The sequence below is a fragment of the Pseudodesulfovibrio sediminis genome, from assembly GCF_020886695.1.
In the GTDB taxonomy this organism is placed as follows: Bacteria; Desulfobacterota; Desulfovibrionia; order Desulfovibrionales; family Desulfovibrionaceae; genus Pseudodesulfovibrio; species Pseudodesulfovibrio sediminis.
On the sequence record NZ_AP024485.1, the window covers coordinates 2,718,560 to 2,744,897 of the forward strand.

Annotated in this window: 22 protein-coding genes; 5 read left to right on the plus strand and 17 right to left on the minus strand. The window is 57.4% G+C overall.

Annotated features, from left to right (window positions below; genetic code table 11):
• Positions 1–4 precede the first annotated feature (4 nt).
• The 5 genes from SRBAKS_RS13000 to SRBAKS_RS13020 form a co-directional block, all read right to left on the minus strand.
• Entirely contained in the window at positions 5–2,011 is a 2,007-nt protein-coding gene (locus tag SRBAKS_RS13000) for a DUF6785 family protein (RefSeq protein WP_229591324.1), read from the minus strand.
• The gene (locus SRBAKS_RS13005; protein ID WP_229591325.1) at positions 2,008–6,906 is read right to left on the minus strand and encodes an FtsX-like permease family protein; all 4,899 of its coding nucleotides are present in this window, start codon (positions 6,904–6,906) and stop codon (positions 2,008–2,010) included. The genes SRBAKS_RS13000 and SRBAKS_RS13005 overlap by 4 nt, the downstream gene beginning before the upstream one ends.
• A complete protein-coding gene (locus tag SRBAKS_RS13010) occupies positions 6,907–7,677 on the minus strand; it encodes an ABC transporter ATP-binding protein (RefSeq protein WP_229591326.1) in 771 nt (256 codons plus the stop codon).
• Between the two features lie 8 nt (positions 7,678–7,685).
• Positions 7,686–8,357 (minus strand): ABC transporter permease, encoded by a 672-nt coding sequence (locus SRBAKS_RS13015; protein WP_229591327.1) that lies wholly within the window; start codon positions 8,355–8,357, stop codon positions 7,686–7,688.
• A gap of 148 nt (positions 8,358–8,505) precedes the next feature.
• Positions 8,506–9,984 carry a PP2C family protein-serine/threonine phosphatase gene (locus SRBAKS_RS13020; RefSeq protein ID WP_229591328.1) on the minus strand — a complete coding sequence of 493 codons (1,479 nt, stop codon included), beginning with the start codon at positions 9,982–9,984 and terminating at the stop codon, positions 8,506–8,508.
• A 214-nt stretch (positions 9,985–10,198) separates the two neighbouring features.
• Here SRBAKS_RS13020 and SRBAKS_RS13025 point away from each other — a divergent pair, with 214 nt between their 5' ends.
• Genes SRBAKS_RS13025 through SRBAKS_RS13035 form a run of 3 tightly spaced genes read left to right on the plus strand, consistent with a single transcriptional unit; the run spans position 10,199 to position 12,094 of the window.
• Positions 10,199–10,804, plus strand: a complete 606-nt coding sequence (locus tag SRBAKS_RS13025; RefSeq protein ID WP_229591329.1) for a hypothetical protein — start codon at positions 10,199–10,201, stop codon at positions 10,802–10,804.
• A 2-nt stretch (positions 10,805–10,806) separates the two neighbouring features.
• Positions 10,807–11,727 carry a hypothetical protein gene (locus SRBAKS_RS13030; protein WP_229591330.1) on the plus strand — a complete coding sequence of 307 codons (921 nt, stop codon included), beginning with the start codon at positions 10,807–10,809 and terminating at the stop codon, positions 11,725–11,727.
• Positions 11,708–12,094: a PqqD family protein gene (locus tag SRBAKS_RS13035; protein WP_229591331.1), complete on the plus strand. Its 387-nt coding sequence runs from the start codon at positions 11,708–11,710 to the stop codon at positions 12,092–12,094. The genes SRBAKS_RS13030 and SRBAKS_RS13035 overlap by 20 nt, the downstream gene beginning before the upstream one ends.
• A 1-nt stretch (position 12,095) precedes the next feature.
• Here the strand turns inward: SRBAKS_RS13035 and SRBAKS_RS13040 are convergent, their stop codons facing one another.
• From SRBAKS_RS13040 to SRBAKS_RS13090, 11 genes are all read right to left on the minus strand, one after another.
• The gene (locus SRBAKS_RS13040; RefSeq protein WP_229591332.1) at positions 12,096–12,368 is read right to left on the minus strand and encodes a DUF4911 domain-containing protein; all 273 of its coding nucleotides are present in this window, start codon (positions 12,366–12,368) and stop codon (positions 12,096–12,098) included.
• Positions 12,369–12,508: 140 nt separating this feature from the next.
• Entirely contained in the window at positions 12,509–14,917 is a 2,409-nt protein-coding gene (locus SRBAKS_RS13045) for a Lon protease family protein (RefSeq protein WP_229591333.1), read from the minus strand.
• A gap of 218 nt (positions 14,918–15,135) precedes the next feature.
• Complete coding sequence (fliQ, locus tag SRBAKS_RS13050) at positions 15,136–15,405, minus strand: flagellar biosynthesis protein FliQ (RefSeq protein WP_229591334.1); 270 nt, start codon at positions 15,403–15,405, stop codon at positions 15,136–15,138.
• A 37-nt stretch (positions 15,406–15,442) separates the two neighbouring features.
• A complete protein-coding gene (gene fliP, locus SRBAKS_RS13055) occupies positions 15,443–16,210 on the minus strand; it encodes a flagellar type III secretion system pore protein FliP (RefSeq protein WP_229591335.1) in 768 nt (255 codons plus the stop codon).
• A complete protein-coding gene (gene fliO, locus SRBAKS_RS13060) occupies positions 16,194–16,544 on the minus strand; it encodes a flagellar biosynthetic protein FliO (protein WP_229591336.1) in 351 nt (116 codons plus the stop codon). Before fliO ends, fliP begins: the two co-directional genes overlap by 17 nt.
• A gap of 31 nt (positions 16,545–16,575) precedes the next feature.
• Positions 16,576–17,145 carry a flagellar motor switch protein FliN gene (fliN, locus tag SRBAKS_RS13065; RefSeq protein ID WP_229591337.1) on the minus strand — a complete coding sequence of 190 codons (570 nt, stop codon included), beginning with the start codon at positions 17,143–17,145 and terminating at the stop codon, positions 16,576–16,578.
• Between the two features lie 84 nt (positions 17,146–17,229).
• Positions 17,230–17,730 (minus strand): flagellar basal body-associated FliL family protein, encoded by a 501-nt coding sequence (locus SRBAKS_RS13070; RefSeq protein ID WP_229591338.1) that lies wholly within the window; start codon positions 17,728–17,730, stop codon positions 17,230–17,232.
• A 106-nt stretch (positions 17,731–17,836) separates the two neighbouring features.
• Positions 17,837–18,565, minus strand: a complete 729-nt coding sequence (locus tag SRBAKS_RS13075) for an OmpA/MotB family protein (protein WP_229591339.1) — start codon at positions 18,563–18,565, stop codon at positions 17,837–17,839.
• Between the two features lie 2 nt (positions 18,566–18,567).
• Entirely contained in the window at positions 18,568–19,389 is an 822-nt protein-coding gene (locus SRBAKS_RS13080) for an OmpA/MotB family protein (RefSeq protein ID WP_229591340.1), read from the minus strand.
• Between the two features lie 21 nt (positions 19,390–19,410).
• Positions 19,411–20,172: a motility protein A gene (locus SRBAKS_RS13085; protein WP_229591341.1), complete on the minus strand. Its 762-nt coding sequence runs from the start codon at positions 20,170–20,172 to the stop codon at positions 19,411–19,413.
• A gap of 28 nt (positions 20,173–20,200) precedes the next feature.
• Positions 20,201–20,908: a YggS family pyridoxal phosphate-dependent enzyme gene (locus SRBAKS_RS13090; RefSeq protein ID WP_229591342.1), complete on the minus strand. Its 708-nt coding sequence runs from the start codon at positions 20,906–20,908 to the stop codon at positions 20,201–20,203.
• A gap of 448 nt (positions 20,909–21,356) precedes the next feature.
• Between SRBAKS_RS13090 and rsgA the strand changes: the two genes are divergently transcribed.
• Positions 21,357–22,226: a ribosome small subunit-dependent GTPase A gene (gene rsgA / locus SRBAKS_RS13095; RefSeq protein ID WP_229591343.1), complete on the plus strand. Its 870-nt coding sequence runs from the start codon at positions 21,357–21,359 to the stop codon at positions 22,224–22,226.
• Between the two features lie 174 nt (positions 22,227–22,400).
• Here rsgA and SRBAKS_RS13100 read toward each other — a convergent pair whose 3' ends face one another.
• Positions 22,401–23,531: a twin-arginine translocation signal domain-containing protein gene (locus SRBAKS_RS13100; RefSeq protein WP_229591344.1), complete on the minus strand. Its 1,131-nt coding sequence runs from the start codon at positions 23,529–23,531 to the stop codon at positions 22,401–22,403.
• A gap of 389 nt (positions 23,532–23,920) precedes the next feature.
• Between SRBAKS_RS13100 and topA the strand changes: the two genes are divergently transcribed.
• On the plus strand, positions 23,921–26,338 hold the full coding sequence (gene topA, locus SRBAKS_RS13105; protein ID WP_229591345.1) for a type I DNA topoisomerase: 2,418 nt from the start codon (positions 23,921–23,923) through the stop codon (positions 26,336–26,338).

Genomic DNA, 26,338 nt, shown 5'->3' on the forward strand with positions numbered 1-26,338 from the left:
ACGGTTAAAGTGGGAAGACTGTGTATGCCTGTTCGTTGAACAGACCGACCACGGCATAGGCTCCGCCCATGAGGAAATCGCCCAGAATCAGCCCGATAAACAGGAACCGAACCCGATTGAACAGGGAGGTTCCGCCATAGTGTAACACCAGATGGTTGCACAGCCAGCCAAGGAAAAACGGAAACCACAGGATTTTCATGCCTGCGGAGTAGGCCACGAGATACCCCAGCGGATGCAGGGGCCACCATGGCAGCTTGTAATAGCAGTAAATGAGTACGACCATGATCAGTGCGCCCACACCGGCATAGGTGAGGAGCCACTTGTTGGGACCGACGGGCAGGTCCACGAGGCGTTGCGCGTTTTCATAATTGGCCAGCACGGTCTGGGTCGCCCATTCGAGATTCAGCTCGCGCAGACCGTATTTGTAGCCGAGATAGAGCATGGTCACAAAGGCGGTGGCCAGGGCCAGGACTAGAGATAGGCCGATGGCGACCAGGACGAGATTGCGCCGTCGGGTTTCCTGGCGGATTTTTGATCCGTGGAAGAGCGTGGGGGCCACGGCTTCACGGACATCCAGAAAGAGGATCTTTTGCATGACAGCGGTGGCGGCGATGCCCACAGGGCCAAAGAACGGTGTGCCGAAAAGCCCCATGAGACCGTCCGATGGCGCGGCGGTGAGCGTGAAGTAGGGCAGTCCTCCCTGGCAGACGATACGGCTGGAGACCAGCATGACCAGCATGAAGGCGAGCGGCAACAGAACGGCCGCGCTGATGGACAGCCCGAACCACCAGCACCAGGCCATGAGAAAGGCCATGCCGATGACCAGCCCCCACAGGGGCCAGATGGGTGGTCCCCATTCCTTGGGCGGGATGCCGAATTTGGGCTCATGGAGGTTCTCCCCGCCAAGACAGCTGGGGCGGAGAAAACAGGTGACGGTTTCCATGAGGTGATGGCGCGCCAGCCAAATGAGGAAGATGAAGAAAATGGCATAGGAACCGATGGTCTGTGCACCTTCCGGGCGGGCGAGATCAGGGCCGAACGTGGTGCCCAGCGCGGCCTCGGGCAGTTGCCACCCGAACACGTAGAGCAGGCCGAAGAGGAGACAGCCGAGCAGATAGAAAGCCCACATGGAAAAGGATATCTGCCGTGTTGTCAGGAAGGCGAAGCCCACAAAGGCGGGCACGAAGTAAAGCTTGAGTTTGTAGAAACCGGAAAAAAGCCCGAACTTGGGAAAATAGGAACCGGCCAGTATCAGGGTCGGCAATTGCGGGACTGACGGATAGTAGAAATGCAGGCCGTTCAGCAGGTGGAGCAGCCCGGCAAAGGTCAGGCCGATGAGCAGGTATTTATTGGACCACCACGAAATGAACTGTTTCTGGTCCAACGCCTCTCCCATGAGCATGGGCACGCGGATCAGGGGAAAGTCCACCCGCTCATTGACTACCCACTGGCGACCGAACAGGTTCATGAGGCAGATCATGACAAAGAATGCGGCCAGGATGAACAGCGACCAGACGGATAGGACCGGCAGCCAGACATCCCAAGGGATGGCGGAGAGTACCGCGGTCAGGCCCATCTCCTTGCCACCTTCGAGCCCTTCGAAGAAGAGGGTGACGGCGTCCGGCGAATGGGGGAACCACGCCTGTGGCAGCATCGGCGTCAGGGCTTCGGTCCAGCGGTAGGCGTCTTTGGCGAACCGTTCGGGAGCGGTGATGTTGATGAAAAAGGTCTCGCCCAGTCCGGCAAAGCCTATGGCCGAGAACAGGACCATCATCAGCCAGACGACCATGAGCTCCACGCCGGAGAAGAAGGGCGGGCGTTTGGTCAGCCTGGAGGCCAGGGCGTCGAAGACGAACAGCCAGGTGACGATGAAGAAGGGGGCCAGCGGAAAGTGCCCGCCGCCCAGGGGGGCGTTGTGCAGGAGCGCGTTGTTGATCGGCGTGTATATGCACAGCCCCAGGCCCAGGATCAGGCCGGTCAGGAGCGCGCGAAGGCGGAGTCGTCCGTTCATGCTTCAGCCTCCTTGCCATTCTGGTTTTTGATCACGCCGTTCAGATCCTCCGCATATTTGCCCACGGCCTCGTCATCCAGCGAGCGCCAGGCCAGAAGTTGTTTTCTCAGATCATTAAGGAAACTCTTGTTCAGGTTCTCCCATGCCTTCAGCTCGCCCGCCTCTCGATGGAGGACAACCTTGATCTGCCTGAAGCCGTGATAGATGGTTGACGGGCAGAACACGAGCTTGACCTTCTGGCGCACGCCGAAGTCAAAGGGGGCCAGCCAGACACGCAGGTCCATGGAGAAGCAGAGATCGTCCGACACGTTCGTCTGTTCCGGCAACCCGACCAGGAGTCCGGTCTGGAGTTCGTGCTGTTCGAGGTCCAGGAAATTGCATTGCATGTCATCGGTGCAGAAGAGCCCGTGCGATACGTCGTGGTGCGCCATGTAATACTGGTGTAGAAATCCGCCTGCCGAAGGCATCTCATTGAGCTTTATCAGGAAAGGCAGGGTGATGATGAGTTCATCGCCGGTGGGCTTGGGCATGGTCCACGATTTGTTGACGTCGGGGATGGCGATGCGCGCAGCGACCCTGGCCGGATAGATGGCGGAGACGAGTACTACGCCGATGACCAGAATCATGGCGGCCACGCCCGCAGTGGACGAATAGTTGGCGGTCATGCCTGCCCACAGGGCGGTCCCGGCAAGGAAGGCGGAAGAGATCTGTGCCAGCAGATAGCCCACCACCACGGAAATGACCGCAAAGGCCAGCGCCTCGGCGATGAACAGGAAGGCCACATGGGGCGGAGCCAGACCGACCGAGGTGTAGACCGCGATCTCCGGCTTGCGTTCATAGACCGAGCCGATCATGGTGTTGAGTACGATGAGTATGGAGATAGCCAGTGGTATCAGGATGTTGGAAACACCTGAATAGCTGACGGCGTCGTTGGCAAAATAGAGAGACGTGCCAGATGAGCTACCCTTGAAAAGGAGCATGCCGAAGCGGTCTCCAAGGTCTCCCGATCCGGTAAAGAAGCCATCTAGGGGCTTGATGGCAATACCCTTGAGCTTGCCTGCGCCAGTGCCGATCGCGAGCATATCTTCAGCCGGGATAATGACGGTTTCGAAGCCCGGCACGTGTTGATAGCGGGACTCGGTCGAGACCACGTCCTCGCCGTTCTCAATGGCTTCAGCCTCCACTTCGGAAAGCTGTGTGGCCGCCTGGTTGGGATAGGTGATAGGCGTGATGGGTTCGCCGTCCAGATCGGGGTTGTCGCGCAACCCGTCGTCGGCAAAGACGCCCACCAGCGTGAGCTTGAGCCCCCAGACGGTGAGGGTGTTGCGCGTGGGGTCATCGGGGTCAGCGCCGAGCTGGTCGGCCATGCGTTCCGGCAGCATGACGACAAAGCGTTCGCCTTCCTTGAACCAGCGGCCTTTGACGAGGATACGGTCCAGGCCGGAGACCTGCGGCTCCAGATAGGAGAGGCCGATCATGCCGCGGCCACGGCTTTTCTTGTCGCCCATATGCACGGGGATGAGCGGAGCGCGTGACTTGTCCGAGGTAAACCCGGTATCATACCACACGCGAGGGGCCACGATGCCCGTGGTCGAGTAGGTGTTTTCGATCACGCCCAGGGCCTCGGGCAGGACGTCCTGCCAGTTGAGATATTTGAGCATCATGCCCGTGTAGGTGGCGTGATCGCTGAAGTTGGCCCATCCTTTCTGCCGTACGGATTTGACCGTGGTGAAGTTCATGATGGTGAATGTCAGGATGACCAGCGTGGCAAAGGTCAGGAACGTGCGCACAGGGCGTCGTTTCAGGTTGCCCACGCCAAGCACGAAGGCCGCGCCAAAGGCGGCCATGGGCGAGATGCCGGTCAATTTCACATGCGCGCTGCGCTTTTGCAGTTCGACCATCTCCCGCTCGAATCGGAAGAAGATGATCAGGGAAACCAGAAGCGACAGGGCCAGGATGAAGAACGCGAGGATGACCACCATGGGCGAGTAGGTGAGCTGGAACGCGGGATGCACCAGATAGACCACGGTGATGATCAGCCCCAGAAAACCGAGGAAACCCATGATCCGTTTCCTGATGTCCACAAAGGAGAAGAACAGCCGCTCCATGCAGTAGGCAAAGGGGACGAACAGGGCCACATAGAAGAGCACGCCGAACAGCACGTCCTTCTGGGTCTTGTCCACGTCATTGTAGACCCGGCTCGCCTTTGCCAGAGAGGCGCGGGACGCTTCCACGAATTTGTCCCACTGTTTCTGCTCCTTGAACTGGCGGGCCTTGGTCAGGTCCTCTTCACCCAGCCTGTGCAGCAGGCGGATGCGTTCGTTGACAATGCCTTTCTGTTCCAGGTTGTTGATGCGCGGATTGAGCAGGCCCCACATGTCCTTGGCGGACTGGTATTCAGTCATGGGAATGACCGGCCACTGGCGGGCGATGAAGCCCAACCCTTGCGGGTGTTTCTCGTCCGTGTTCAGGAGCAGGACCTTTTTTTCCAGCACCGTGTCCGACAGGGTCAGCTTGATGGGCGTGTCCGGTTCGAGAAACAGGGTGCCCATCGTGGAACGGCGTGTGTCCATGCGGCTGTACCAGTAGCTGACGGGCGGGCCTTCGGTGCGGCCATCGATCAATGTCGGGCGATAGAGAAACTTGAAGGTCCTCGGGTCGTACATGTTGAACAGCGTGGTCTGGGTGCAGGCGAACAGGATGAGGTCCGTGGCCTGCACGGAGCGATTGAGCTTGATGCGGTAGGCGGACTTGCCGGTCTTGGGCTTGTTGATGGCCCAGTCGGCCAGCCCGTTCTGCTTGTTGAACTTGAACGCCTCGACCACCGCCTTGTGATAGCTGACCTTTTTGGAGGCCAGGCCGGGAATGCGGAAGTTCCCCTGCGTGTCCACCATGGCGTAGTTCCTGGTCATCCACTGATAGGCCAGGACCACCATGCCGGTGCCGGGACGGTCCGGGAAAATTTCACCCTTGCGGAGCAGGTTGGCGCGTCCTTCCACGGTGACGAATCGGTTGTTGCTCCGCTTGCCAGCATCGCTGATGGGATCATTGATCAACGCACTGACGAGATGCCTGACCAGTGTGGTCTGTCTGCGCAGGAAGTCGAAGTCGACCCGGCTCGCCTTGTCATAGGGGGTGCCCCAGGCAGGGCGGACATCGTGCACGGTGGCCAGTGTGAAACCGGGCAATCCGGCCAGGGCCATGGGTTCGCCACCCAACTGCGGTCTGTCGGGAAGATAGGACTGCCAGGCGCGTTTGCCGGGTCTCAGGGTGTCCTTGAACAGCCCCGCCGTTTCGGGATCATTGGCTTCCAGTTGCTTGACAGCGTCCTTCATGGCCGTGTCAATGGGGCGGAAGAAGGCGGTTCGGTTCACGTCGGGCTTGAGGTCGATGAGCCAGCCCTTGTCAAATCCGCCCAGACCGTCGCCATGGCTGGACAGATACAGGGAGACATGGGCCGCGATGGAGGTGTCGCCCAGCGTGTCCCGCAGCTCGCGCGCTGTCTTGATATCCTTGAGCTGCCCGGTGGCGTCGGCCAGGATGGCAGCCTGATGCAGTGTGGCCAGTTGAATGAAGTCGTTCAGGACCACCCGTTCCTTGTCCGTGAGGCGGTAATCCTTGACCGAAGAGTTGATCCAGACGAATCGTTTGAGCTTCATCCGCTCGGCAGCCAGATGTTTGATGCGCTGCTGCCGATCAGCCTCGGCCCCGGTGGGCTTTCCGGTATCGTTTTGCGCCATGAGTCGCAGACGCATGAGTTCGCGGGTTATGTCGTCTTCGGCATTGCGGACCACGGCCTTGAGGGCCTTGCGCATAAGCGCCCGGTCTTCGTCATTTGTCATGCTGCCTTTGGACAGGGGATTGGGCTTGCGCAGGAGCTCCAGGGTGCGCCCGGTGTGTATGACCAGCTCTTCGAGTTCTATTTTGCGCGCCTTGAGTCGTTTGCCCTTGCTCACCAGGGCCCAGGTAAATTCACGCATGCCGGCCTGGGCACTGGACTTGCCGGACGTTGCCACCAGCAGCACAGACCGTTTGGGCGGGGCGGCAGCCAACATCTCGGCCACGTCCATGAGGGTGGCGATGGAGACGGCTTCGTCCGCTCCCGGCGCTTCTCCGGCCACCAGGGCCGTGGAGTCGTAAAAGGTTTCGACAATGGTGGTCTGTCTGGACAGTTCGGGATCGGTTCCGGGGATGCGACAGTAGATCGTGTCGCTCTTTACTTGGTGCCAGGTCGCCTTGCTTGTCAGTCGGACCGAGGCTACCTGCTTGGGGCCGTTGCGGATGATGCCGGTGCCGAATATCCCTTTGGCCTGTTCCCGTGACATCCAGAAAATGGGGAAGTCCACGGGAGTCAGTTCGAATTTGGATTCGAAAAGGGCGCGGGGAGCTTCGCCGCCGTCACCGCCTCGACCCACGAATATGAGGGCGCGTGCGCCGAGCATGGCCGCGTTGTTCCAGTTCTTGCCGGAATCCATGTCCATGAGCACCACGGAGCCGAGGACGTCCAGACCGTTGAAGTCGGCGATCCGGCCCTGGGCCACGTAAATAAGCGGTCCGTCGATGCCTGGCGGGGCGATGGCGCCCGGTGACAGCGCATTGGCCCGGAGCTGCTTGAGGTGCACGGTCCGGTTGGTGTCCTGTATGGCCAGCTGCGCGCCTTCCTGTATGACCACAGGGAGATGAAATGTCTGGCGGCCGATGGTGCTGCCGGGCAGGAGGCTTCGCAACTCCGCTTCCACCAGGTCCGCGGCCTTGTGCGCACCGGGACTGCCGATGGACCGGTCGCCAAGGTTCGCAAGGGTGTGCAGAAACTCCGCTCCGTCTGCCAGAGCAGGGGTCCCCATCGCACAGATCAGGGCGATGAGGAGAGCGCCGAACAGGCCGCGCCTGATCATCTACGCGCCCGCCTGTCCGTTTTTCCGGCCGGTGAGTTTGTCGCCGATGCCGCCAATGGTGATGTCCAGTTCGTCTCGTCTCTCGACCCTGTCCACCATGCCGTCACGGACCCATATCACGCGGTCGGACACATTGAGCATCTTGTAGTCATGGGTCGCGGAGATGATGGTCACTCCCCGTTCCTGAGAGAGCATCTGCAACAGCTCGATGATTTCCTCGCCGGTGGTGAGGTCCAGGTTGCCCGTGGGTTCGTCGGCCAGGACAATGGAAGGATCGTTGGCCAGGGAACGGGCCACGGCCACGCGCTGCTGCTGGCCGCCGGAAAGCTCCAGCGGCTTGTGCTGGAACCGCTCGCCGAGACCGACCAGCTTGAGCAGTTCGATGCCTTTGTCCTGCGCGTCATCCGCATGCATGCCGGCAAAGGTCATGGGCAGGGTCACGTTCTCCAGCGCGGTCATGACCGGAATAAGGTTGAAGGTCTGAAAGATGTAGCCGATCTTGCGGTTTCTGAGCCAGGCCAGTTCAAAGGCGTCCAGTTGGGAGATATCCACCTCGTCGATGAACACCTTGCCTTCCGTGGGCTTGTCCAGCCCGCCGATCATGTTGAACAGGGTCGACTTGCCGGAGCCGGACGGCCCCATGATGGAGACGTATTCCCCGGCATAGATTTCCAGGTCCACCCCTTTGAGCGCTTCCAGTTCCACCTTGCCCATGGTGAAGGTTTTTTTGACGCCGATGACGCGGACGATGGTTCTTTTATCTTCTGTCATGAATATCCTTAGTGTTCCGCTCGAATGGCGTTGATCGGTTCCATGCGTGCCGCCAGCCAGGCTGGATAGAAGACGCCGATGAGGCTTAAAAGGCATCCCGCCAGAATGGCCAGCCCCACCGAACCGAGCATGGACAGGAGCGACAGATCGCCCAGTGAGCCAAAGCCGAATCGGATGCCGCCTGCCAGCAGCGAGAAGAAACAGCCGAGCAGTGCGCCTGCCGAGGCCCCGGCCAGCCCCTGCATGGTCGCTTCCAGCAGAAAGAGCCGCAAAATCATGGAGTCGAGCGCACCCAGACACTTCATGACCCCGATTTCGGAGAAGCGTTCGGTCACGGACATGAGCTGGGCGTTAATGATGCCCACGGTGCAGACCAGCAGGGAGAGGATGACAATCCACCGCTCCTTGGCCGACATGGCCACGACCCCCTGCGCAAGGTCCACGTCATAGCCCGCCTGCGAGAGTGCGCGTGCAGCTTCGCGTCCGCCGTGCTGGAGCATGCCGGTGGCAATATCCAGATTCACCAGTACGAAACTGAGGAACGACACCGCCAGCACCAGACTGGAGATGGTGATCATGGATCGGAAAAAGCGCACCTTCAGACTCTTGAAACTGATCGCAAGAGAGGTGGAAAAAGGCAGGGAGATAAGGCGTTCAACCTGCTTGGCGGATGTGTTCATCAACGTTCCTCACCGGGTTCAAAAAAAACTTTTGCTACTTCTATCATGGTATGTCTAAGTGATAATCATTACAAGTTAAAATAGGGGGTAATGGTAGTATTTTACCAAAAGTACATATATTATAAAAAGTATCGAAGGGGTTCGGATTTTATCGGGATGCGCCCTTGATGACAACCAGTGTGATGTCATCCTCCTGATTGCCGTCGCCTGCAAAGGCCATGACCTCGTCACACAGGGCTGTCATTATTTCTTCAGCGTTCTTGCGGTGATGTGCGCGGATACTGGCCTTGACGCGGCCTGAACCGAACATGACGCCATCGGCATTGCGCGCTTCCCATGCTCCGTCTGTGCCTATGAGAATGACCTGCCCCTTGTCCGGGAAATCCATGGTGTGTTCGCTGAACTGCCAGTCCTCAACCACGCCCAGGGGGATGTTCTCGCCCATCAGTTGGGAGAACGTGTCTGTTTCGGGATCGTAGACCAGCGGCGGCTGTTGCCCTGCGTTGACCCAGGTCGCGGTCTGCGTTGCCTGGTTCAGGCTCATGAAGAAAAGTGTCAGGAACCGGCCTGTCTCACCCATGTCACGTGTCAGGTGACGGTTGGACTGGTCAATGGCCCGGGCAACAGTGGGTTCCGTGGCGGCGTTCTGTCGAATCACGGCCCGCCCCGTGGTCATGAGCAGGGCCGCGCCGATGCCGTGACCGGAGACGTCGCCCACCATGATTCCCAACTCGCCGCAGGCTTCCTGATCGCATTCGATAAAATCATAGAAGTCGCCGCCGGTCTCGTCGGAGAAAACACTGACCCCCGCAATATCCAGACCCGCCATTGCGGGAGGTGCTCCCGGAAGAAAGTGCTGCTGGACCTCCTGGGCGATGAGCAGTCCCTCACGCATGCGCACGCCCTCGCGCAGGGCGGAGATCATGGCGTTGGTGTGTCCGGCGATGACGCCCATCTCGTCTGACGTGGTCACGGGCACGCGCCTGGTCAGGTTGCCTCTGGCCACGTTTTCCAGCACCTGCGTTTCGGTCTTGAACAGCAGGGAGAGGTTGCGCGAGTAAGAAAGGATCAGGTTGACCACCATGAGCAGGAGGATGCCCATGACAAAGACGATCTCTATCAGCACGGACCGGCTCAGGAATCCGATGGTGTCCATGTCGATGTTCTGTGTGGCCAGCCAGTTCACATCACGGATGATGACCAGCAGGATGATGGCCGTGATCAGAAGGAGAATGAGGATGGCGATGAAAGTGAACGTGCGGGTCATGGGCTTGAGTATACGGGGAGGCGCATAGTTGGCCCTGCCGGTCTGCGCCTTTTCAATGATCATGCGCTCGCGGGCCAGGGCTATGTCCAGCCCGGCGAAGAGGCCGACGGTGATTATGCCCAGCACCAGCTTCATGCCACTGTGCAGCAGGGGGAAATCATACATGAAAAGGAGAATGAACGCCGAGGCCAGCCCCGCACCGAGAAAGAGGCCGAGTTCCAGCCTGAATTGCAAGGCGGATTGTCTTATGGAAGGGCTTGGTTCGATCAGCGCGTTCTGGAGCGGCCAGCGCAGGAGAAGTGCCCCTGCCATGGGGATCAAGATGATCAGGCCAAGCTCCCAGACCGGAAGCTGTACCATCAGCGGTCAGACCTGACCGCCGTATACTGCGCCGCCGAAAACGGCCAGGCTATAGTACAGCAGGGGGCGGAGCGGCGACATGGTCGTATCCTTTGTCATCCAACGAGTCCTTTTTTCTTTCTTAACTCTTTGCCAAGTGGCATATTGTTGTTTAATCATAAGGCAGTGTCTGCCTGCCGGACAAGTCTTTATTCTAAAAGGTGGCGTACATTCGATGAAGAAAACAGTTTTCATGATCCTGGTGACCGTAGTGCTTGCTGCATCCACAGCCTTTGCCGCAAAGGGGTTTCCCTCTTCACTGGCAGGGTTTACCCTGGGTTCGGATATTGAGAAGTATGATAGGTATTGCAACCCGGACAAGGCCATCCCTGTTTCGGATGCGCCGTTTCTGTCCGAAGCCCTGATCAAGGGGGATGTCCTGCCCGGAGTCCGTGGCGGAAGCTTGAGTTTCGGCAATTGCCGGAATACGGGAAAACTTATCCGCATCAAGCTCAAGTTCTATGATCGGGGTAAAGGATTCTTCGAGAACATGCTCAGGAAGTACGAGAAGGCCTTTGGCGAGGCGGACACGTATTTGGGTGACGCCTTCAAGAATGTCATCGCCTGGGAGTGGGTGTTCAAGAACACCAAGGGCGAAGAGATTTCGTTGATACTCATGTGGAGTCGGGACCAGGAAGTACGCCCCGGCGTGTCCATCAAAATGACGCACGAGTCCCTCATGCGCGCCGAGTTTGAGTGTTACAAGACCATGGACGAGCACAGGAGGTATGAGATGAAGGGGTCCAAGATCAAGGATCTTGATAGGTATATTCCGCGTTAGCCATGCCTGAGTTCATATGGAACGGAGTGGGCCTGACAACGCCTGAGGCGTGGGAGCCTTCTGCCATCGAAAGGGACGGGCTGACCTTTGCCAGTGGCGATCGGCCCGTCTGTGAACTCAAATGGAATCGCGTTCAGGGGACCTTTTCCTTCGACAAGCATATCAAGCGGCTGACCAAGGGCAATAAGGCGGCCGGAATCATGGGCGTGTCCGAAGAAGAGACCCCGGCCGCATGGACTGCCGCTCTGGATGTGCTGACGGAATCCGGCATCCGCTCCAAGAGCTTTCTCTGGAAGACCGGCAGCCACCGAGGCATGGGCGCCGCCCTGCATAACCCCGGATCCGGCCTGGCCGCGCTGGTCCAGTTTTTCATTTATAGCGATGACGATGAAGGGCGTGCCGCAGCCGTCCTGCACTCCATGCGCGACTACTACCTTGGCCAGAGCCTGCCTTGGGCCATGTTCGGGCTTCGCGGTCGGGTGCCGTCAGAGTTCGTGCTCAACACCTTTTCCTTCAAACCAGGGCATTACCGGGTGCAGTACTGGCGGCCCCGTTCCGGCAAGCAGTCGGATCGTGCGCAAGTCGGTAAAGGACCGGGCACCCATCTTGTCTTCGAGCGGTTCGCTCCGGCCTCGGTGGTGCTCAAGGACACCGCGCTGTCGAGCTGGCTGGGGCACGGCATGGAGGACGCCCCTCCCGCGTCCATGGACGTGGTCGAGATCGATGGCTGCGCGCGCTGGAACGGTGCGGTGAAGAGCAACCTGATGCGCACCGTGCTTCGGCGAACGGTGTATTCGCAGGGCAGAGTGTGGACAACGGCCACCCAAAACGCCATTCTGTCCGTGGTGGCGCACGGCACAGTGCCTGCGCCGGAACCTATCTTCAACGAAATCTGTGAGAGCTATGGCCTTGTTCAGGAATAAACCGATTGAGCCGACCATTTCCCGTACCAAAGCCTTGTCCATGGTGCCGGTGAAGAATCTGGAAGTGGCCATAATTCCGCTTGAGGAAGGATTGGTGCAGCTCGCCTATCCGCTGGCCGTGAAACCGTGGTTCGGGCGATTGGCCGAAAAGGTCGGCATGTGGGACAAGCGGCCCATGACCAAGACCGTGGAGTTGGATGAGATGGGGACATTTGTCTGGGATCTCATTGATGGGGAACGTTCGGTCAGGGCCATTGCCGAGGCGTTTGCCGTGCACTATGAAGTGCAGCCCCGTGAGGCAGAGCTTTCGGTGACCACCTTCATCAAGACCATTGGTCAGCGTGGTATTATCGGTTTGAAAGAGTAGCTCAGAGCTGGGGCAGGATTTCCAGATGCATTTCGGTGGTCACGGCCTTCAGAAACTGTTTTATCTCCCGCTTCAGGTGCGGGCTGTATCTGAGTACCAATATCCCCTTGAATTTATTGACTACCGTGAATATGCCGAGGTTGTCGTAGCCTTCCAGCAGAAAGCGGAACATCCCTATCATTGACGGGTCGATGCGGATATAGGTGCGCGCGGATTCCGCCGGGGCGGGCGGGCAGATGCGCTTGCGGTATTTGCGGCGAGACGAGGACTTCATGGGGGATGTCTATCGGCTCCGGCCTTAAAAGGCAAATGGAAGCTGCCACGGGAGCAGGGACTGTTCGCAGAAGTGCATGAAATGGACACGAAAAAGGCCGCATCAGCGCGGCCTTTTTCACTTGTGATTGTTTTGAACGGTTACTGCTTGTTCGCCGGCATGGCGAGTTTGGTCAATTCGGCCAGCCTGTCGTCCACCTTGCGGTAGAGTGTGCCAGCGGGGTATGCGCCGTTCTTGCCGCGTATGCCGCAGCGCAGGCCGGTCAGGATATACATGGCTTCCTCAATGGTCTTGACCGGGAAGATGTGGAACATGCCGTTTTCAACGGCCTGGACCACTTCGTCCTTGAGCATGAGGTTGACCACGTTGTCCGCGGGCAGGATGACGCCCTGTTTGCCGGTCAGCTTGCGGCGGCGGCAGACCTCGAAGAATCCCTCGATCTTGCGGTTGACGCCGCCGACGGCCATGACGGCGCCGGACTGGGAGACCGCGCCGGTAAAGGCGTAGGACAGGTTGATGGGCGTATCGGACAGGGCGGACAACAGGGATGCCAGTTCCGCGCCCGAGGCCGAGTCTCCCTCGATGCCCGCGTAGGATTGCTCGAAGCAGAGCGAGCCGGTCAGCACAATGGGTTTGTCCTGGGCGAACAGGCGTACCAGATAGGACTTGATGATCATCATGCCCTTGGTGTGGATGGGGCCGCCGAGCTGGGCTTCGCGCTCCAGATCGAGGATGCCGCCGTGTCCCACACCCGCAGTGCAGGAAATCTGATGGGGCAGACCGAATTCGTAGTTGCCGAACAGGGTCACGGACAGACCGTTGGCGCGGCCCGTTGCCTGACCGGTCGTTTCGACCTTGATGACCTGCCGATCATAGTCGGTCATGAACTCCTCTTCATAGAGGTTGGCCCGGTAATCCTTGGCCGCCACGGCCTCGTTCAGGTCCGTGAGGTCCACCTGTTTTTTTCCGGCCATGCGGGCCAGGGCCGTTGCCTCGATCATGCGCTCGCGGATGAGCGGGATGTACAGGGAAAGGCGTTTCTGGTCTTCCACCAGCCGGGAAGAGAAATCCACCAGCCCGGCCATGGCCTCACGGGTGAGCGGGAGCACGTCCGTCTCCTGAGCGGTCTGGCCGATGATGGAGATGTAATTCTTGATGTTGGCGGCGTTGCGCGTGGCCGCGTGTTGCAGGTGCGCCTTGAGCTTGAAGAATTTGGCGAACCGGTCGTCATTGTAGAGCATGATCTCGTAGTGCTCGTCCGTGCCGATGAGCACCACTTTTATGTCGAGTTCAATGGGCGCGGGCTGGATGGTACGGGCGCGAACCTGTTCCGGGTCCACCGGGTCCTCGATGCGCGACTGGCCCGAGCGCAGGGCGCGGAGCAGGCCTTCCCAGGAGCTGGGGTTGGACAGCAGGTCTTCCATGTTCAGGATGAGGAAACCGCCGTTGGCCTTGTGGATGGCGCCCGCCTTGATCAGGGAAAAGTCCGTGTAGAGCGCCCCCATTTCGGCCTCGCGTTCGATGGAACCGAGCAGGTTGAAGGGCGTGGGGTGATCCTCCACCACGACCGGTGCGCCCTTGGTCTTGCCGTTATCCACGAAGAGATTGACCTCGAACCGGGCAAAGAAGTCTTCGCCGCCGGGCATGCCGTCGGGCAGGAGTCCGGCCAGGGAGGAATCCCGGGGCATGAACTGATCCACGTTCTCCACGACTTCCTTGATCAGGGCCTCGAAGTAGTCGGGCATGCCGTCGATGGAGGTGAATTTGTCCATGGCCTTGGTAAAGCAATCGTTCATGACGCCCTGGGCCATTTCCCGTTGTAGGGCGGTCTCGGATTCGCGCATGTCCATTTCATTCTGATTGATCTGGCGCAGCAGCGAACTGACCCCGGCGAGCAACTCCTCGCCTTTGGCCTTGAGCTTTTTGCGCATGGCGGGCTTGAGCTTGTCGAAATCCTTGTCGGACACGACCTCGCCATCCATGATGGGGGAAAGCGTGAGCACGCCTTCCTCGTCCAGGCTGAGGGAGAAGTTTTCCCTTTCCGCTGTTTCGTCCATCTGGTTGAACAGGGTTTCCCGTTTGGCGTTGAACTTCTTGACCATGGCCTCGTGTTTCTTCTGGAAGGTGTCCTTTTCGAAGCGAGCCGGGATCTCCTGACGGATATGGGTCATTGCCTTGTGCTGGGCGGTCTTGAGCTTGCGGCCCTTGCCAGCGGCCATGTGCACGGCAATGGGTTTGTCGTTGTCCTCGAAGTTGTAGAGATAGACCACGTCACCCGGAGGTGTTGCTTTGGCCGCCGTGGGCGTGAGAAAGGCTTTGACGAAATAGGTGCGGCCCATGTTGGGTTCGCCGGAAACATAGATGTTATGCTCGTTCCCCTTGATCTCAAGGGCCAGGGACAGGGCCTGGATGGCCCGGGGCTGGAGCTTGGGATAGACGTTTTTTGCCGGAATGTCCGAGCTGGTTGCATAGGGGATCTTGGCGGGGTCCAGGGTGGCCCGGAGCCTGGATGCAGGGAGTCCTTTCAGCGCAGGAGTAGTCTTCTTCATTGAATGCTCACGTTGTTGGTTTTGTGCGGCAGGGGCACTGTTGCCAAATCTATGCGGTTTCAACCCGATTGTCATCATTCTTGTCAAGGTGGAAAAGGAAAAAGAGCAACTCCCGGTAAAGGAATCGTGCCGTATTGCAGCTGCGTCTGCATACAGCGGCCACGGAACCGTGGCATCGGTATCGGTTCATGATGTCATGCCGTTCCGGCGCGATGTCGTTACCGGATATAATTGGGCAGGTTCAAAAAGAGATTGGTGGTGTAGGACGTCATCTTGTCCATGATCCATGGAAAGGCGAGGAGGAGCGCGATGAAAATGGCAACGATCTTCGGCACCATGGTCAGCGTCATTTCCTGAATCTGGGTGGCTGCCTGGATAATGGAAATGAAAATACCGACGATCATGCCGATACCGAGCATGGGCAGGGATATGATCAATGTCATTTCAATCGCCTGTCTGGCGAATCCAACCACGAATTCAGGAGTCATCGGACGCACTTCTCCCTGGGAAAACTATTGTGTCCCGTCACTGGAACGTGTTGACCAGAGAACCTATGAGCAGGTTCCAGCCGTCGATCAGAATAAAGAGCAAAATCTTGAACGGCAATGATATCATGACCGGAGGCAGCATCATCATACCCATGGCGAGCAGGATGGAGGCCACGACCATATCCAGAATCAGGAAGGGAATATAGATCAGGAAGCCGATGGTGAACCCGGTCTTGAGCTCAGAGATGGTATAGGCGGCCACCAGCATGATGGTGGGGACCTCTTCCTTGGTCGCGGGCCGTTCTTCCTTGGTGATGGAGTAGAAAATTGACAGATCTTTTTCGCGGGTGTGCTTGAACATGAAGCCGCGAATGGGAACCTGCGCCCGCTCCAGTGCTTCGGTGAAGCCTATCTGTTCATCCATGTACGGCTGGAGCGCCGTGTCGTTCATGGCCTTGCCCACAGGGTACATGATGACCATGGTCATGAAGATGGCCAGCCCGGACAGGATCTGGTTGGGGGGCATCTGCTGGGTGCCCATGGCCTGCCTGATGAAGTGGAACACGATGATGATGCGGGTGAACGACGTCATGGTCAACATGATGGCCGGAGCCATGGACAGGACGGTCAGCAGAAAGAGGATTTCCAGCAGTGAGGAGATTTCTTCCGGCTCGGCCTGTCCGGCGGCCAGTTCCATGGTGAACTTGGGGATGGTCGGCACCTGCCCGTAGGCCAGCACCGGGAGCAGAAGACCCGCCAGAGCGAGGCCAAGGATGATGAATCCTCGTTTACTGCTCCGAGTCATTGTTGCCGCTCCTCTTCAGAAATGAGGCAAAGCTTCGGGCCGGTTGCTCCACCTCGATGTCCTCCCCTGCCTCTTCACTGGCGAGCAGGGTGATGTTTTCTTCGGTCACGCCAAGGATCATGTCCTTGTCGCGGTATCGGACCACGGCTATGGACTGCCGGTTGCCGAGCATGAGGCGGCTGATCAGACGGGGACCGCCCTGGCCGCTCATGGCGCCGGGGACGCCAAACCGCTTGAGCAGCCAGTATGCCAGAAAAATGGCGCCAAGCATCAGGCACAGGTATCCGGCAGTGGTTAGGATTGTCGTTCCTGAGTCCACCGCAGGAAGCTGCATGGCAGTGCCTGCTGCCTGAGTTGCAGCCGTGTTAGCCAAGTTGTTTCACTCGCTCGATGGGGCTGATGATATCCGTCAGACGGATACCGAACTTCTCGTTGATGACGACCGCTTCGCCGCGCGCCACCAGCTTGCCGTTCACATAAATTTCCAAGGGTTCGCCTGCCAGTTTGTTCAGCTCGACAACCGAACCCTGACCGAGCTGCAGCAGTTCGTTGATCAGGAGCTTGGTACGGCCCAGTTCGGCCGAGACTTCCAGCGGAATGTCGAGAATGAAGTCCAGGTCGCGTTTGCCGGAAGAGCTACCGGCTTTGGCGTCCGGGCCCATGTCGGTGAACTCGTAGTCATGCGTCTGGGTGGAGAGGAACTGCTGTTCTTTCTCGTGCTTGATCTCGTCCTGTTCGGTGTCGGCCAGCGCTGCGGCCCATTCATCTGCCAGGGCCTCATCGTCCTGGCCCATATCCGCGCCACCTGCATCAGCTGGGTCGGCAACGTTTTCAAGCGCGCCAAGCGGATCATCGGGATCAGATCCACCGTCGCCATCACCATCCAAGAGGGCGTCCGCCCATTCCTGTGCAAGTTTGTCTTGATCGTCAGACATGTCGTTATACCTCGCGAAAAACGTTTGAAATCAGCAGTCCGTCAAAAAACATGACGGTCCGAAGCTGTTTTTGCAAAAAGCGTGCTACTGGATGACCATTTCGGTAATATACACTCTCAGCACGCCGCCTTTCCCGATAACCTGGTTGAGCCTATCCGCGATTTCCTGCTTGAGTTCGATCTTTGCCTTTGTAGAGGACAGGCCGTCGTAGGTCTTGCTCGACAGGAGCAGGAGCAGGGCGTCCTTTATCTTGGCTTCCTTGGCGGTCAGGGCTGCGGACGCTTCTTCATCCCGTACCTCGACTTCGATGCCGAGCTTCAGATACCGGCGGCCCAGAGGATCGGCCAGGTTGACCAGGAACGTGGGCAGCGGCACAAGGGTGCCTTCGAGATTCTCCAACGGTTCCTGATCGCCATCGGTCATCTCCGAGGTGGCTGCGTCATCCTCGCTGGGGGCGGCAATAAACATGGTATAGCCGAAATATCCACCAACACCGAGGGCAATCAGCACCACGAGAATGATGATCCATTTCAGCATTCCGCCTTTCTTCTTTCCTTCTTCCTGCGTGAGATCGTCATCTGCCATGGTGGACACCTTTTTCCTGCTTTATGTTGCATTCTCTCTATATCGACAATTGAGCCAAGTTTCCAGACAAAGTTTAGACACAGATCGTGTGGCCTGTGTGCGGAGGTTATTGATAACCGCCGATGGGCCGGGCCGTCTTGAGCAGTATTTCAACGCGCCGGTTCATTGCCGAAGGCACGGGTTTCCCGAATTCGTTCATCACGGGAACGTCGTTGCCATAGGCGGAAAGACTGAATCGTTTGTTGGGCACGCCCTTGCCCACCATGAACGAGAGGACGGACAGGGCGCGGTCGCCGGACAGCTCATAGGGATTTTGCGCGCCCTCTGCGGCGTCCGTGTACCCGGCCACGTTGATGGGGGCGGTGGTCTCGGTCATCATGGGCACCAGCCTCCCAATGAGGAACTGCCCCTTGGTCGACAACTCGGCGCTGCCCTCGATAAACAGGATTTTGTCGGTGAACACCAGGGCCACGCCATCCTGTTTGGCCAGCACCTCCAGATTCTCGTCGAGCTGCGCCTTTTCGATTTCCTCGGGCAGCTCGTCGTCCGGGAAGAGCAGGTCCTTGATGCGCTGTTTCTTTTCCAGCACTTCCCATGGTTTTTCCATGAGGTCTATGATCATGCGCTCCTTGACATTGACCCGGCCTGAGCCGCGTTTTTCGAGCAGGCCCAGGTCCGCCGTGGTCAGGGTGACGGTGGTCAAGATGGCGTTATCCATGGAGGCCATGGTCAGGAGCAGGACGAAAAAGGTCAGCAGGAGGGTCATCAGGTCCGAGAACGTGACCAGCCAGAGCGCCAGAGGCGGACAGGGTTCGTCTTTTTTCTTCTTGCCCATGGCTACCTCAACTCCGGTGGAGTGGTCACGTCGAATTCAAAGCCGTCCACATCCATGGTTTCCTTGCGGTCCTCTTCCGTGGCTGTGGGTTGGATAATGCGATCGGCCAACTGGCTGGAGCGCTTGTCCAGAACGATATCCACACGGCGGTTGCGGCGTCTGTCTTCCGGTTTGAGCTGCGGATAGTGGGGGCGGAATTTGCCAAAGGCCTCCACCTTGAGCATGGCCGGATTCATGCCGTTCTGAATGAGGTACTGATAGATGGCCAGGGAGCGGTTCAAAGAGAGCTTCCACGACAGGTCCGGGTTGGCCGAGTCGTCGCCGGGTTGATAGTTCAACCCCAGTTCGTCGCGTAGATCCGCGGTGTGACCGGCCAGCAGCAGGGGGTACTTCACCTGCGACAGCAGGGGCAGAAACTTGTCGAGCGTGGCGATGCCTTCAAGGCTGAGCGTGGACCCGTCCGGTTCGAAAAGCAGGCTGGCGTTGATGGACAGAATCTGCACGAATCGGTTGGATCGAAAGTCGATGTCGTCGTCCACGTTTTCCCATTTCAGAGACTGGAGCGGTTCCAGATCGCCCGAGTCGATGGGGCCGGGCTCAACGGTCTTCTTGGTGTCGTTCTTGGAGAACGTGTCGTAGCTGGAGTCATTGAAGCCGAAGGTACCGATGATGGAGCCAAGGGCAACGAGCTTGCGGCGCTGGTCCACGGTGGACATGGAAACCAGCAGGATGAAAAAGGTCAGCATGAGTGTCATGACGTCTGCGAACGTGACCATCCACGGGGGGATCTCTTCGCAGTCGAGTTTTTTCTTTTTTTTGGCCATGACGCACCCTCTCCGGGGTTTCTAGTCTTCGCTGACCCTGTCCTTGGGCGGCAGGAAGCTGTTCAGTTTTTCCTCAATGATACGGGGGTTTTCACCTTTGGAAATGGACAGAATGCCTTCCAGGATCATTTCGCGGAGCAGGAGCTCCTCCTTGCTGCGGGCCTTGAGCTTGCCGGCCATGGGGTTGAGAACGAGGTTGGCGATGATGGCGCCATACAATGTGGTCAGCAGGGCCACGGCCATGGCCGGGCCGATGGAGGACGGGTCGGACATGGTCTGGAGCATCTGCACCAGGCCGATAACCGTACCGATCATGCCCATGGCAGGGGCCAGCGTGCCCAGTGCGGCCACCACGTCCGCGCCGGTGGCGTGACGATCGCCGAGGTAGGAGATTTCGGTTTCGAGGATTTCCTGAATGGTCTGCGGCTCCAGTCCGTCAACGGTCAGCTGCAACCCTTTGCGCAGATAATCGTCGTCGATTTCCTTGATCAGGGGTTCCAGTGACAGGATGCCTTCGCGGCGTGCGCGGTTGGCGTAATCCTTGAATTGCTCGATGATGTCGGAGGGCGCGTCCAAGCTGGAGAAAAAGGTGTTCTTGATAACACCGATGACACCGATGACGTAGTTCATGGGGTAGTTGACCAGCCCTGCGCCAATGGTGCCGCCCACAACGATGAGCAAGGAGGGCACGGAAACGAAGATGATCAGACTGGAGCCTGACAGAATAGCTGACAGCACCAGGCCGAATGAAAGAACAATGCCTATTATGGTTCCGAGATCCATACCGTTTCCTTTGCCTCGCTTTTACGCGTTATCCTTGTGGCGGCCGAGCGCCGAATATCTGGGTCCCGATACGGACCAGTGTCGCCCCTTCTTCCACCGCTGGAACAAAGTCGCCGCTCATGCCCATGGAGAGATGCGGCAATTTTGTACCTACTTGTTTTTCCAATACAACCTTGAGCTCTCTGAGCCGGGCAAAAACAGGTCTGGCCCGCTCCGGATCATCAAAAAACGGCGGCATTGTCATCAAACCGACAAGGCGCACGCCCTCCATTTCCATGACCGCATCGGCCATATCAGGGAGTAATTCTTCCGTGATTCCAGACTTTTGCACTTCTCCAGAGATGTTTACCTGAATAAGGATGTCCTGAACAACGTTCAAACTTACCGCTTTTTTGTGCAATGCCTGGGCCAGTTTACGAGAGTCCACGCTGTGCACCAGCCCGAAATTGCCGCTGACAAATTTTGCCTTGTTGGACTGCAGGCCGCCGATGAAATGGAAATTCAGGTCCAGATCACTCAGCTCTTCCAGTTTGCCCAACGCTTCCTGTACATAGTTCTCGCCAAAATCCATCTGGCCTGTTTCCGCCAGAGCCCGAATGTCCGACGCCGGGTGCAGTTTGGACACGGCCAGCAGGTGTACATCCTCGGGGTTGCGGTCTGCCAAAGCGGCTGCCGCGGCCAGCTGTTCTTTTACCTCGGCCACGCGTTCGGCCAATTCCGTCTTTCTGTCGCTCATAACTTCTCTATGAATTTCAGGCCTTAGGTCTCATTTTCTCTTATCGGCCCGATTATTATTTAGTTTAATGAATTAATGAATTTTTGTTTCTCTTTCCGCTTCAATTCTTCATATAGCACAGCTTTTCCCGCCGTAACTACCCGAAATTTTGCCCAAATTGACAAAGTAAGAAAAAGTGTAACTTTATCAGAATTTTATGTCTAGATTTAGTCTACAAATGGTTTGATGTCGATTTATCTGCAAAAAGGCGAGTTCGGGTGGAGTGGGGGGGCCGTGTCGGGGGGGGGGCAGTGATGATGGAATAGACAGCCCATCCTGGCTGTGGACGGTGTAATTGGTATATAATGTATACTGAAAAAGGGGTGATTGCGATATGTGAGCGTAGGTGTTCAAATATAAAAATTTGTAATACAGGTTCATAATACTTGTATCAAATGGAGTGTCCTGAGTGACAGGGAAAATTATTAAAGGCGTCGGTGGATTTTATTGTGTTCATGTACCAGGCAAAGGTGTCTATGAATGCAGAGCCCGGGGCATTTTTAGAAAAGATAAAATCAAACCGCTCATTGGTGACAATGTAGATATGGCGTTGGTGGATGATGCCAAGAAGATTGGCAACATTGAGAAGATTTTTGATCGTGACAATTCCTTGAATCGTCCCACAGTGGCCAATCTGGATCAGGCTGTGATCGTTTTTGCTGTCAGTCAGCCTGAGCCGAATTACAATCTTCTGGACAGATTTTTGGTGATGGTGGAAGCCAATGGCATAGATGCGATCATCTGCTTTAATAAGATTGATATACTGTCAATAAAACAAGTGGATACCATCGTCAGGGAATATGAAAAAATCGGTTATGCAGTTTTACCGACCAGTTCCATCAAAGACCAGGGCATTGGTGAGCTCAAGGCCTTACTCTATGGTAAGACAACCGTTTTTGCAGGCCCTTCAGGTGTGGGCAAATCCTCCATACTGAACTTGATTCAGGATGAGATGGTCCTCGAAACTGGCTCTGTCAGTGATAAGAACAGTAGAGGAAAACACACCACAAGACATGCAGAGTTGATTTGCTTCCATGATGATTCATATGTGGTCGATACACCGGGCTTTTCCTCTCTTGAAAGTGAAGAGATGGAGGCCAACCAGCTGAAGCACTATTTCAGAGAATTTGTCGAGTACGAATCCGAGTGCAAATTCAGCAGCTGTCTTCACCTGAACGAACCGAAATGCGGCGTCAAAGAGGCAGTTGCTGCGGGGCATATTTCAGAAAGTCGGTATGCGAGTTACAAACAGCTCGTGGACGAGTTACTTGGCTCTTAGAAGTTATAGGGCCGCGTATTGTTCTTCCTTTTTCTCCTGATCCCGTTTTTTTCGGGTGGCTCCATACAAACAGTCGGTGATGGGTTTGGACGCGCAGCAGATCTGTTCGATGATTTCAAATAAAAAAAGGAGACGGTTTACCGTCTCCTTTTTTATTTGAATGAGAGCGAAATACTAGGCTGGGGTGACGATTGAATGCACGGTGCGCACGAGTTCAGCTTCGCCTTGTGAAGCGTATGTTTCGTACAGAGACATGATGGTGGCCTGGGAGAAAACGTAGTTGCGAAACTGGTTGAAGGGCTTTTTCTTGAGGTCGCCTTCACTTATGCCGTAGTCGCGGACTGCGATTTTTTCCATGACCGGCACGATCCACTGGGCTGCCGGGACGGTCAGAATCCAGTCGTGGTCGCCGAGGTGGGTGACGAATCCTTCCTGACGGCGGGGCAGAGGCAGGGTCTTGCCATCCTTTTCGAGCAGCCCGCGTTTGACCGGATCGACTCCGGCGAGGATGGCCCCGGCAGTGAGCCAGCCCACGACCTGTGCTTCGTCCGCAGGCGTGCGGGGGTGATTGTGCGCACATGCCTGAGCCACGATAACCTCGGCGGGCAGGCCGCGGACAATGGATTCGGCAACGCCCAGCGGGTGATGTTCGCCGGTCCCGGCCAGTTTGCGTTCGGTTCTGGATTCGCCGCTTTTGTCCCACTGGAAGACCCAGGGCTTGTGCAGGTCATGCAGGAGCTGGGCTGCGATGACCACGTCCCTGTCGAGGAGGTAATTGTAGGTTTGCTTGTAGTTGTCGTGGATGGCCATGGACACCTGCACATTGAGACCGGTATGCGTGGCCAGTCCGCCCGGGTAGGCGTGGTGGCTGTGGTAGCCGCTGCCGGGTGCGGAGTAGAATGGCTGGGCCGATGTGGTGGCGCTTGAAGAGGGCGGCAGGAAATCCGCTTCCTTAACATCCTTGATAAGGCCTTTGGCGACCAGCTCCTTGTACGCGGCGTGTTTCTCGCTTGTGCCCAGTCCCTTGGTCACCGTGGGCGCGGGGTTGTCGAGAATGGCCTCCACTTTTTTGCGGATAAGGGGATTGCGGATCTCTGTGGCAGCGAGTCGAATGGAACGCCATGAAGCGGAAACCGGAGCAGAGGCGTCGGCCATGGCAACAGCGTCCATTTCCATACATTCGCTCAAAGAGCGTGTGGACAGAGCAGCAAAAGAGGGAGTGGACACGGTGCTAACAGCAACCGCAGCCCCTGCTATAGCTCCGAGTTTGAGGAAGTCACGGCGTTTAAGATGGTCATTAGACATTTTTTCTCCTAAAATATGGATGTGTTAATCAGATGATCGTTGATACGCTTTCATTCCGTGCGCTGTGCGTCGAAGAGGTGACGTCTGCTTGTCGATGTGTGAAAATTTGGTGAAATGGGAGGTCTGATGGTATGGGAAGACCGGGTAAAAAAGGAGATTTCATCCATTATCTATATAAAGAGACTTGACGAGATGCCCAATAAACATGCATAGACCCCCATCAACTGGTCGAGCGTGGGTTTATGGATGTCCACTGGCCCTGAAATCGACAATTCACCCGGAAAAGTATCTAACAGTCTGTTCAAGAATGCGCGAGTGCCGAAGCGGCGGAATGCGCAGGAAAATGATGCAATCGTGCGTTTTTGAAGAGCCTGATATGAGAGCCGAGCATGTCAAAAGATCTGATTATCGTTGAGTCCCCTGCCAAAGTGAAAACCATTTCCAAATTTCTTGGAAAGAACTATATCGTCGATGCCTCAGTCGGCCATGTCCGCGATCTGCCTACCCGCGACCTCGGTGTGGATGAAGAGAACAACTTCGCTCCCCGCTATGAAGTCATTCAGGGCAAAGAGGATGTCGTCAAACGCCTGCGCAGCGCAGCCAAGAAGGCGGACACCGTCTTCCTCGCACCTGACCCCGACCGCGAGGGTGAGGCCATTGCCTGGCATGTGGCCGAGCTCCTGAAACCGGTCAATGACAATATCAGGCGTATCCAGTTCAACGAAATTACCTCCCGTGCAGTCAAAGAGGCGTTGGAAAACGCCCAGGAACTCAACGAGGACCTGTTCGACTCCCAGCAGGCCCGTCGCATTCTGGACCGGCTGGTCGGCTACAAGATTTCTCCCATTCTGTGGAAGAACGTGAAGCGCGGTATCTCCGCGGGACGCGTACAGTCCGTCGCGCTCAAGATTCTGGTGGAACGCGAAAAGGAACGTCGTGCCTTCCGGGCCGATGAGTACTGGCCGTTCAAGGTACTGCTTGAGGGCGGCAATCCGCCGCCGTTCTGGATGGATCTGCACAAGCTGTCCGGCAAAGCGGTTAAGCCCGGCGTCAATCATGTCGGCAATCAGGAACAGGCCGAGTCCTTGCAGCAGGCTTTGGAGACCGGTGAGTTCGTCGTGGATTCCGTGGTCGAGAAGCAGCGCAAACGCAATCCGCTGCCCCCGTATATCACCTCCACCCTGCAGCAGGACGCCAACCGGCGCATGGGCTACTCCGCCAAGCGGACCATGTCCATTGCCCAGCGTCTGTACGAAGGTGTGGAACTCGGCAAGCAGGGCACCACGGCGCTGATCACCTATATGCGTACCGACTCCGTGCGTATCGCCAAGGACGCTCAGGATGCGGCCAAGAAGCTCATCCTCGAACGCTTCGGCGCAGACTACTATCCGCCCAAGACCCGACATTTCAAGACCAAGGGCAGCGCACAGGACGCGCACGAAGCGATCCGTCCCGTTGATGTCTCTGTCACGCCCGATGACGTGAAGTCCTATCTCCCGTCGGAGCAGCACAAACTCTATCGGCTCATCTGGCAGCGGTTTGTTGCCTCGCAGATGGCCGTGGCCACTTTCTGGGACACCACGGTTCTGGTCAGCGCCCCGGAGACAATCTGGCGTGCCAAGGGCGAACGGCTGCTCTTCCCCGGTTTCCTGGCTGCCATGGACAAGGCCAAAGCCGAAGACGACACCGAACTGCCCAAGCTGGCCCAGGGCGATGTGCTGCAATTGAACGAACTGAAGAAAGAGCAGAAGTTCACCCAGCCGCCGCCGCGATTCTCTGAAGCCTCGCTGGTCAAGACTCTGGAAGAACTGGGCATTGGCCGTCCGTCCACTTATGCCGCGATCATCTCCACGTTGCTGGACCGCGAATACGCCCGTCAGGAAGAGAAGCGCTTCGTGCCCACGGAACTCGGGTTCACTGTTTCCGATCAGCTCTCCGAACATTTTCAGGCACTCATGGATGTCGGCTTCACCGCACAGATGGAGTCTCTGCTCGATGACGTGGCTGACGGCAAGAAGGACTGGGAAGACCTGCTCAAGGCGTTTGGTGATGATTTTTATCCCACCCTGGAGAAGGCCCGTACCGAGATGGCCCGGAGCCAGCAGGTCACGGACATCACCTGCGAGAATTGCGGCAAGCCCATGGCCATCAAGTTTGGCCGTACCGGCGAATTTCTGGGCTGCACCGGGTTCCCCAGCTGCCGGACAATCAAGAACTTTACCCGTGACGAGCAGGGTGCCATCCAGGTTGTGGAGCGTGAAAAGCCCGAAGACACCGGCGTGAAATGCGAGAAGTGTGGTCGCCCCATGGCTATCAAGCAGTCCCGTCGAGGGGAATTCCTTGGCTGCACCGGCTACCCGGATTGCAAGTCCATCGTCAACTTTACCCGTGATGCGGACGGGGTCATTCAGGTGGTTGAATCCGAGAAGCCCGAAGTGGTCGGCACCTGCCCTGAATGCGGCGGCGAGTTGCTGCTCAAGAAGGCGCGCACTGGTTCCCGGTTCATCGCCTGTTCCAATTATCCTGACTGCACCTATGCCGCGCCGTTTTCCACCGGCGTTCCGTGTCCCAAGGAGGGATGCGAGGGCGAACTGGTCGAGAAATCCTCGCGCCGGGGCAAGCTGTTCTATTCCTGCTCCACCTATCCCAAGTGCGACTACGCTGTCTGGAACTGGCCCATTGCCGAGGAATGCCCCAAGTGCAAGCATCCCATCCTGACGCGCAAGACCACCAAGGATAAGGGCGAGCATATTGCCTGTCCCAAGAAGGGCTGCGGCTACACCCGTCCTCTTGAAGGCGAGGAGTAG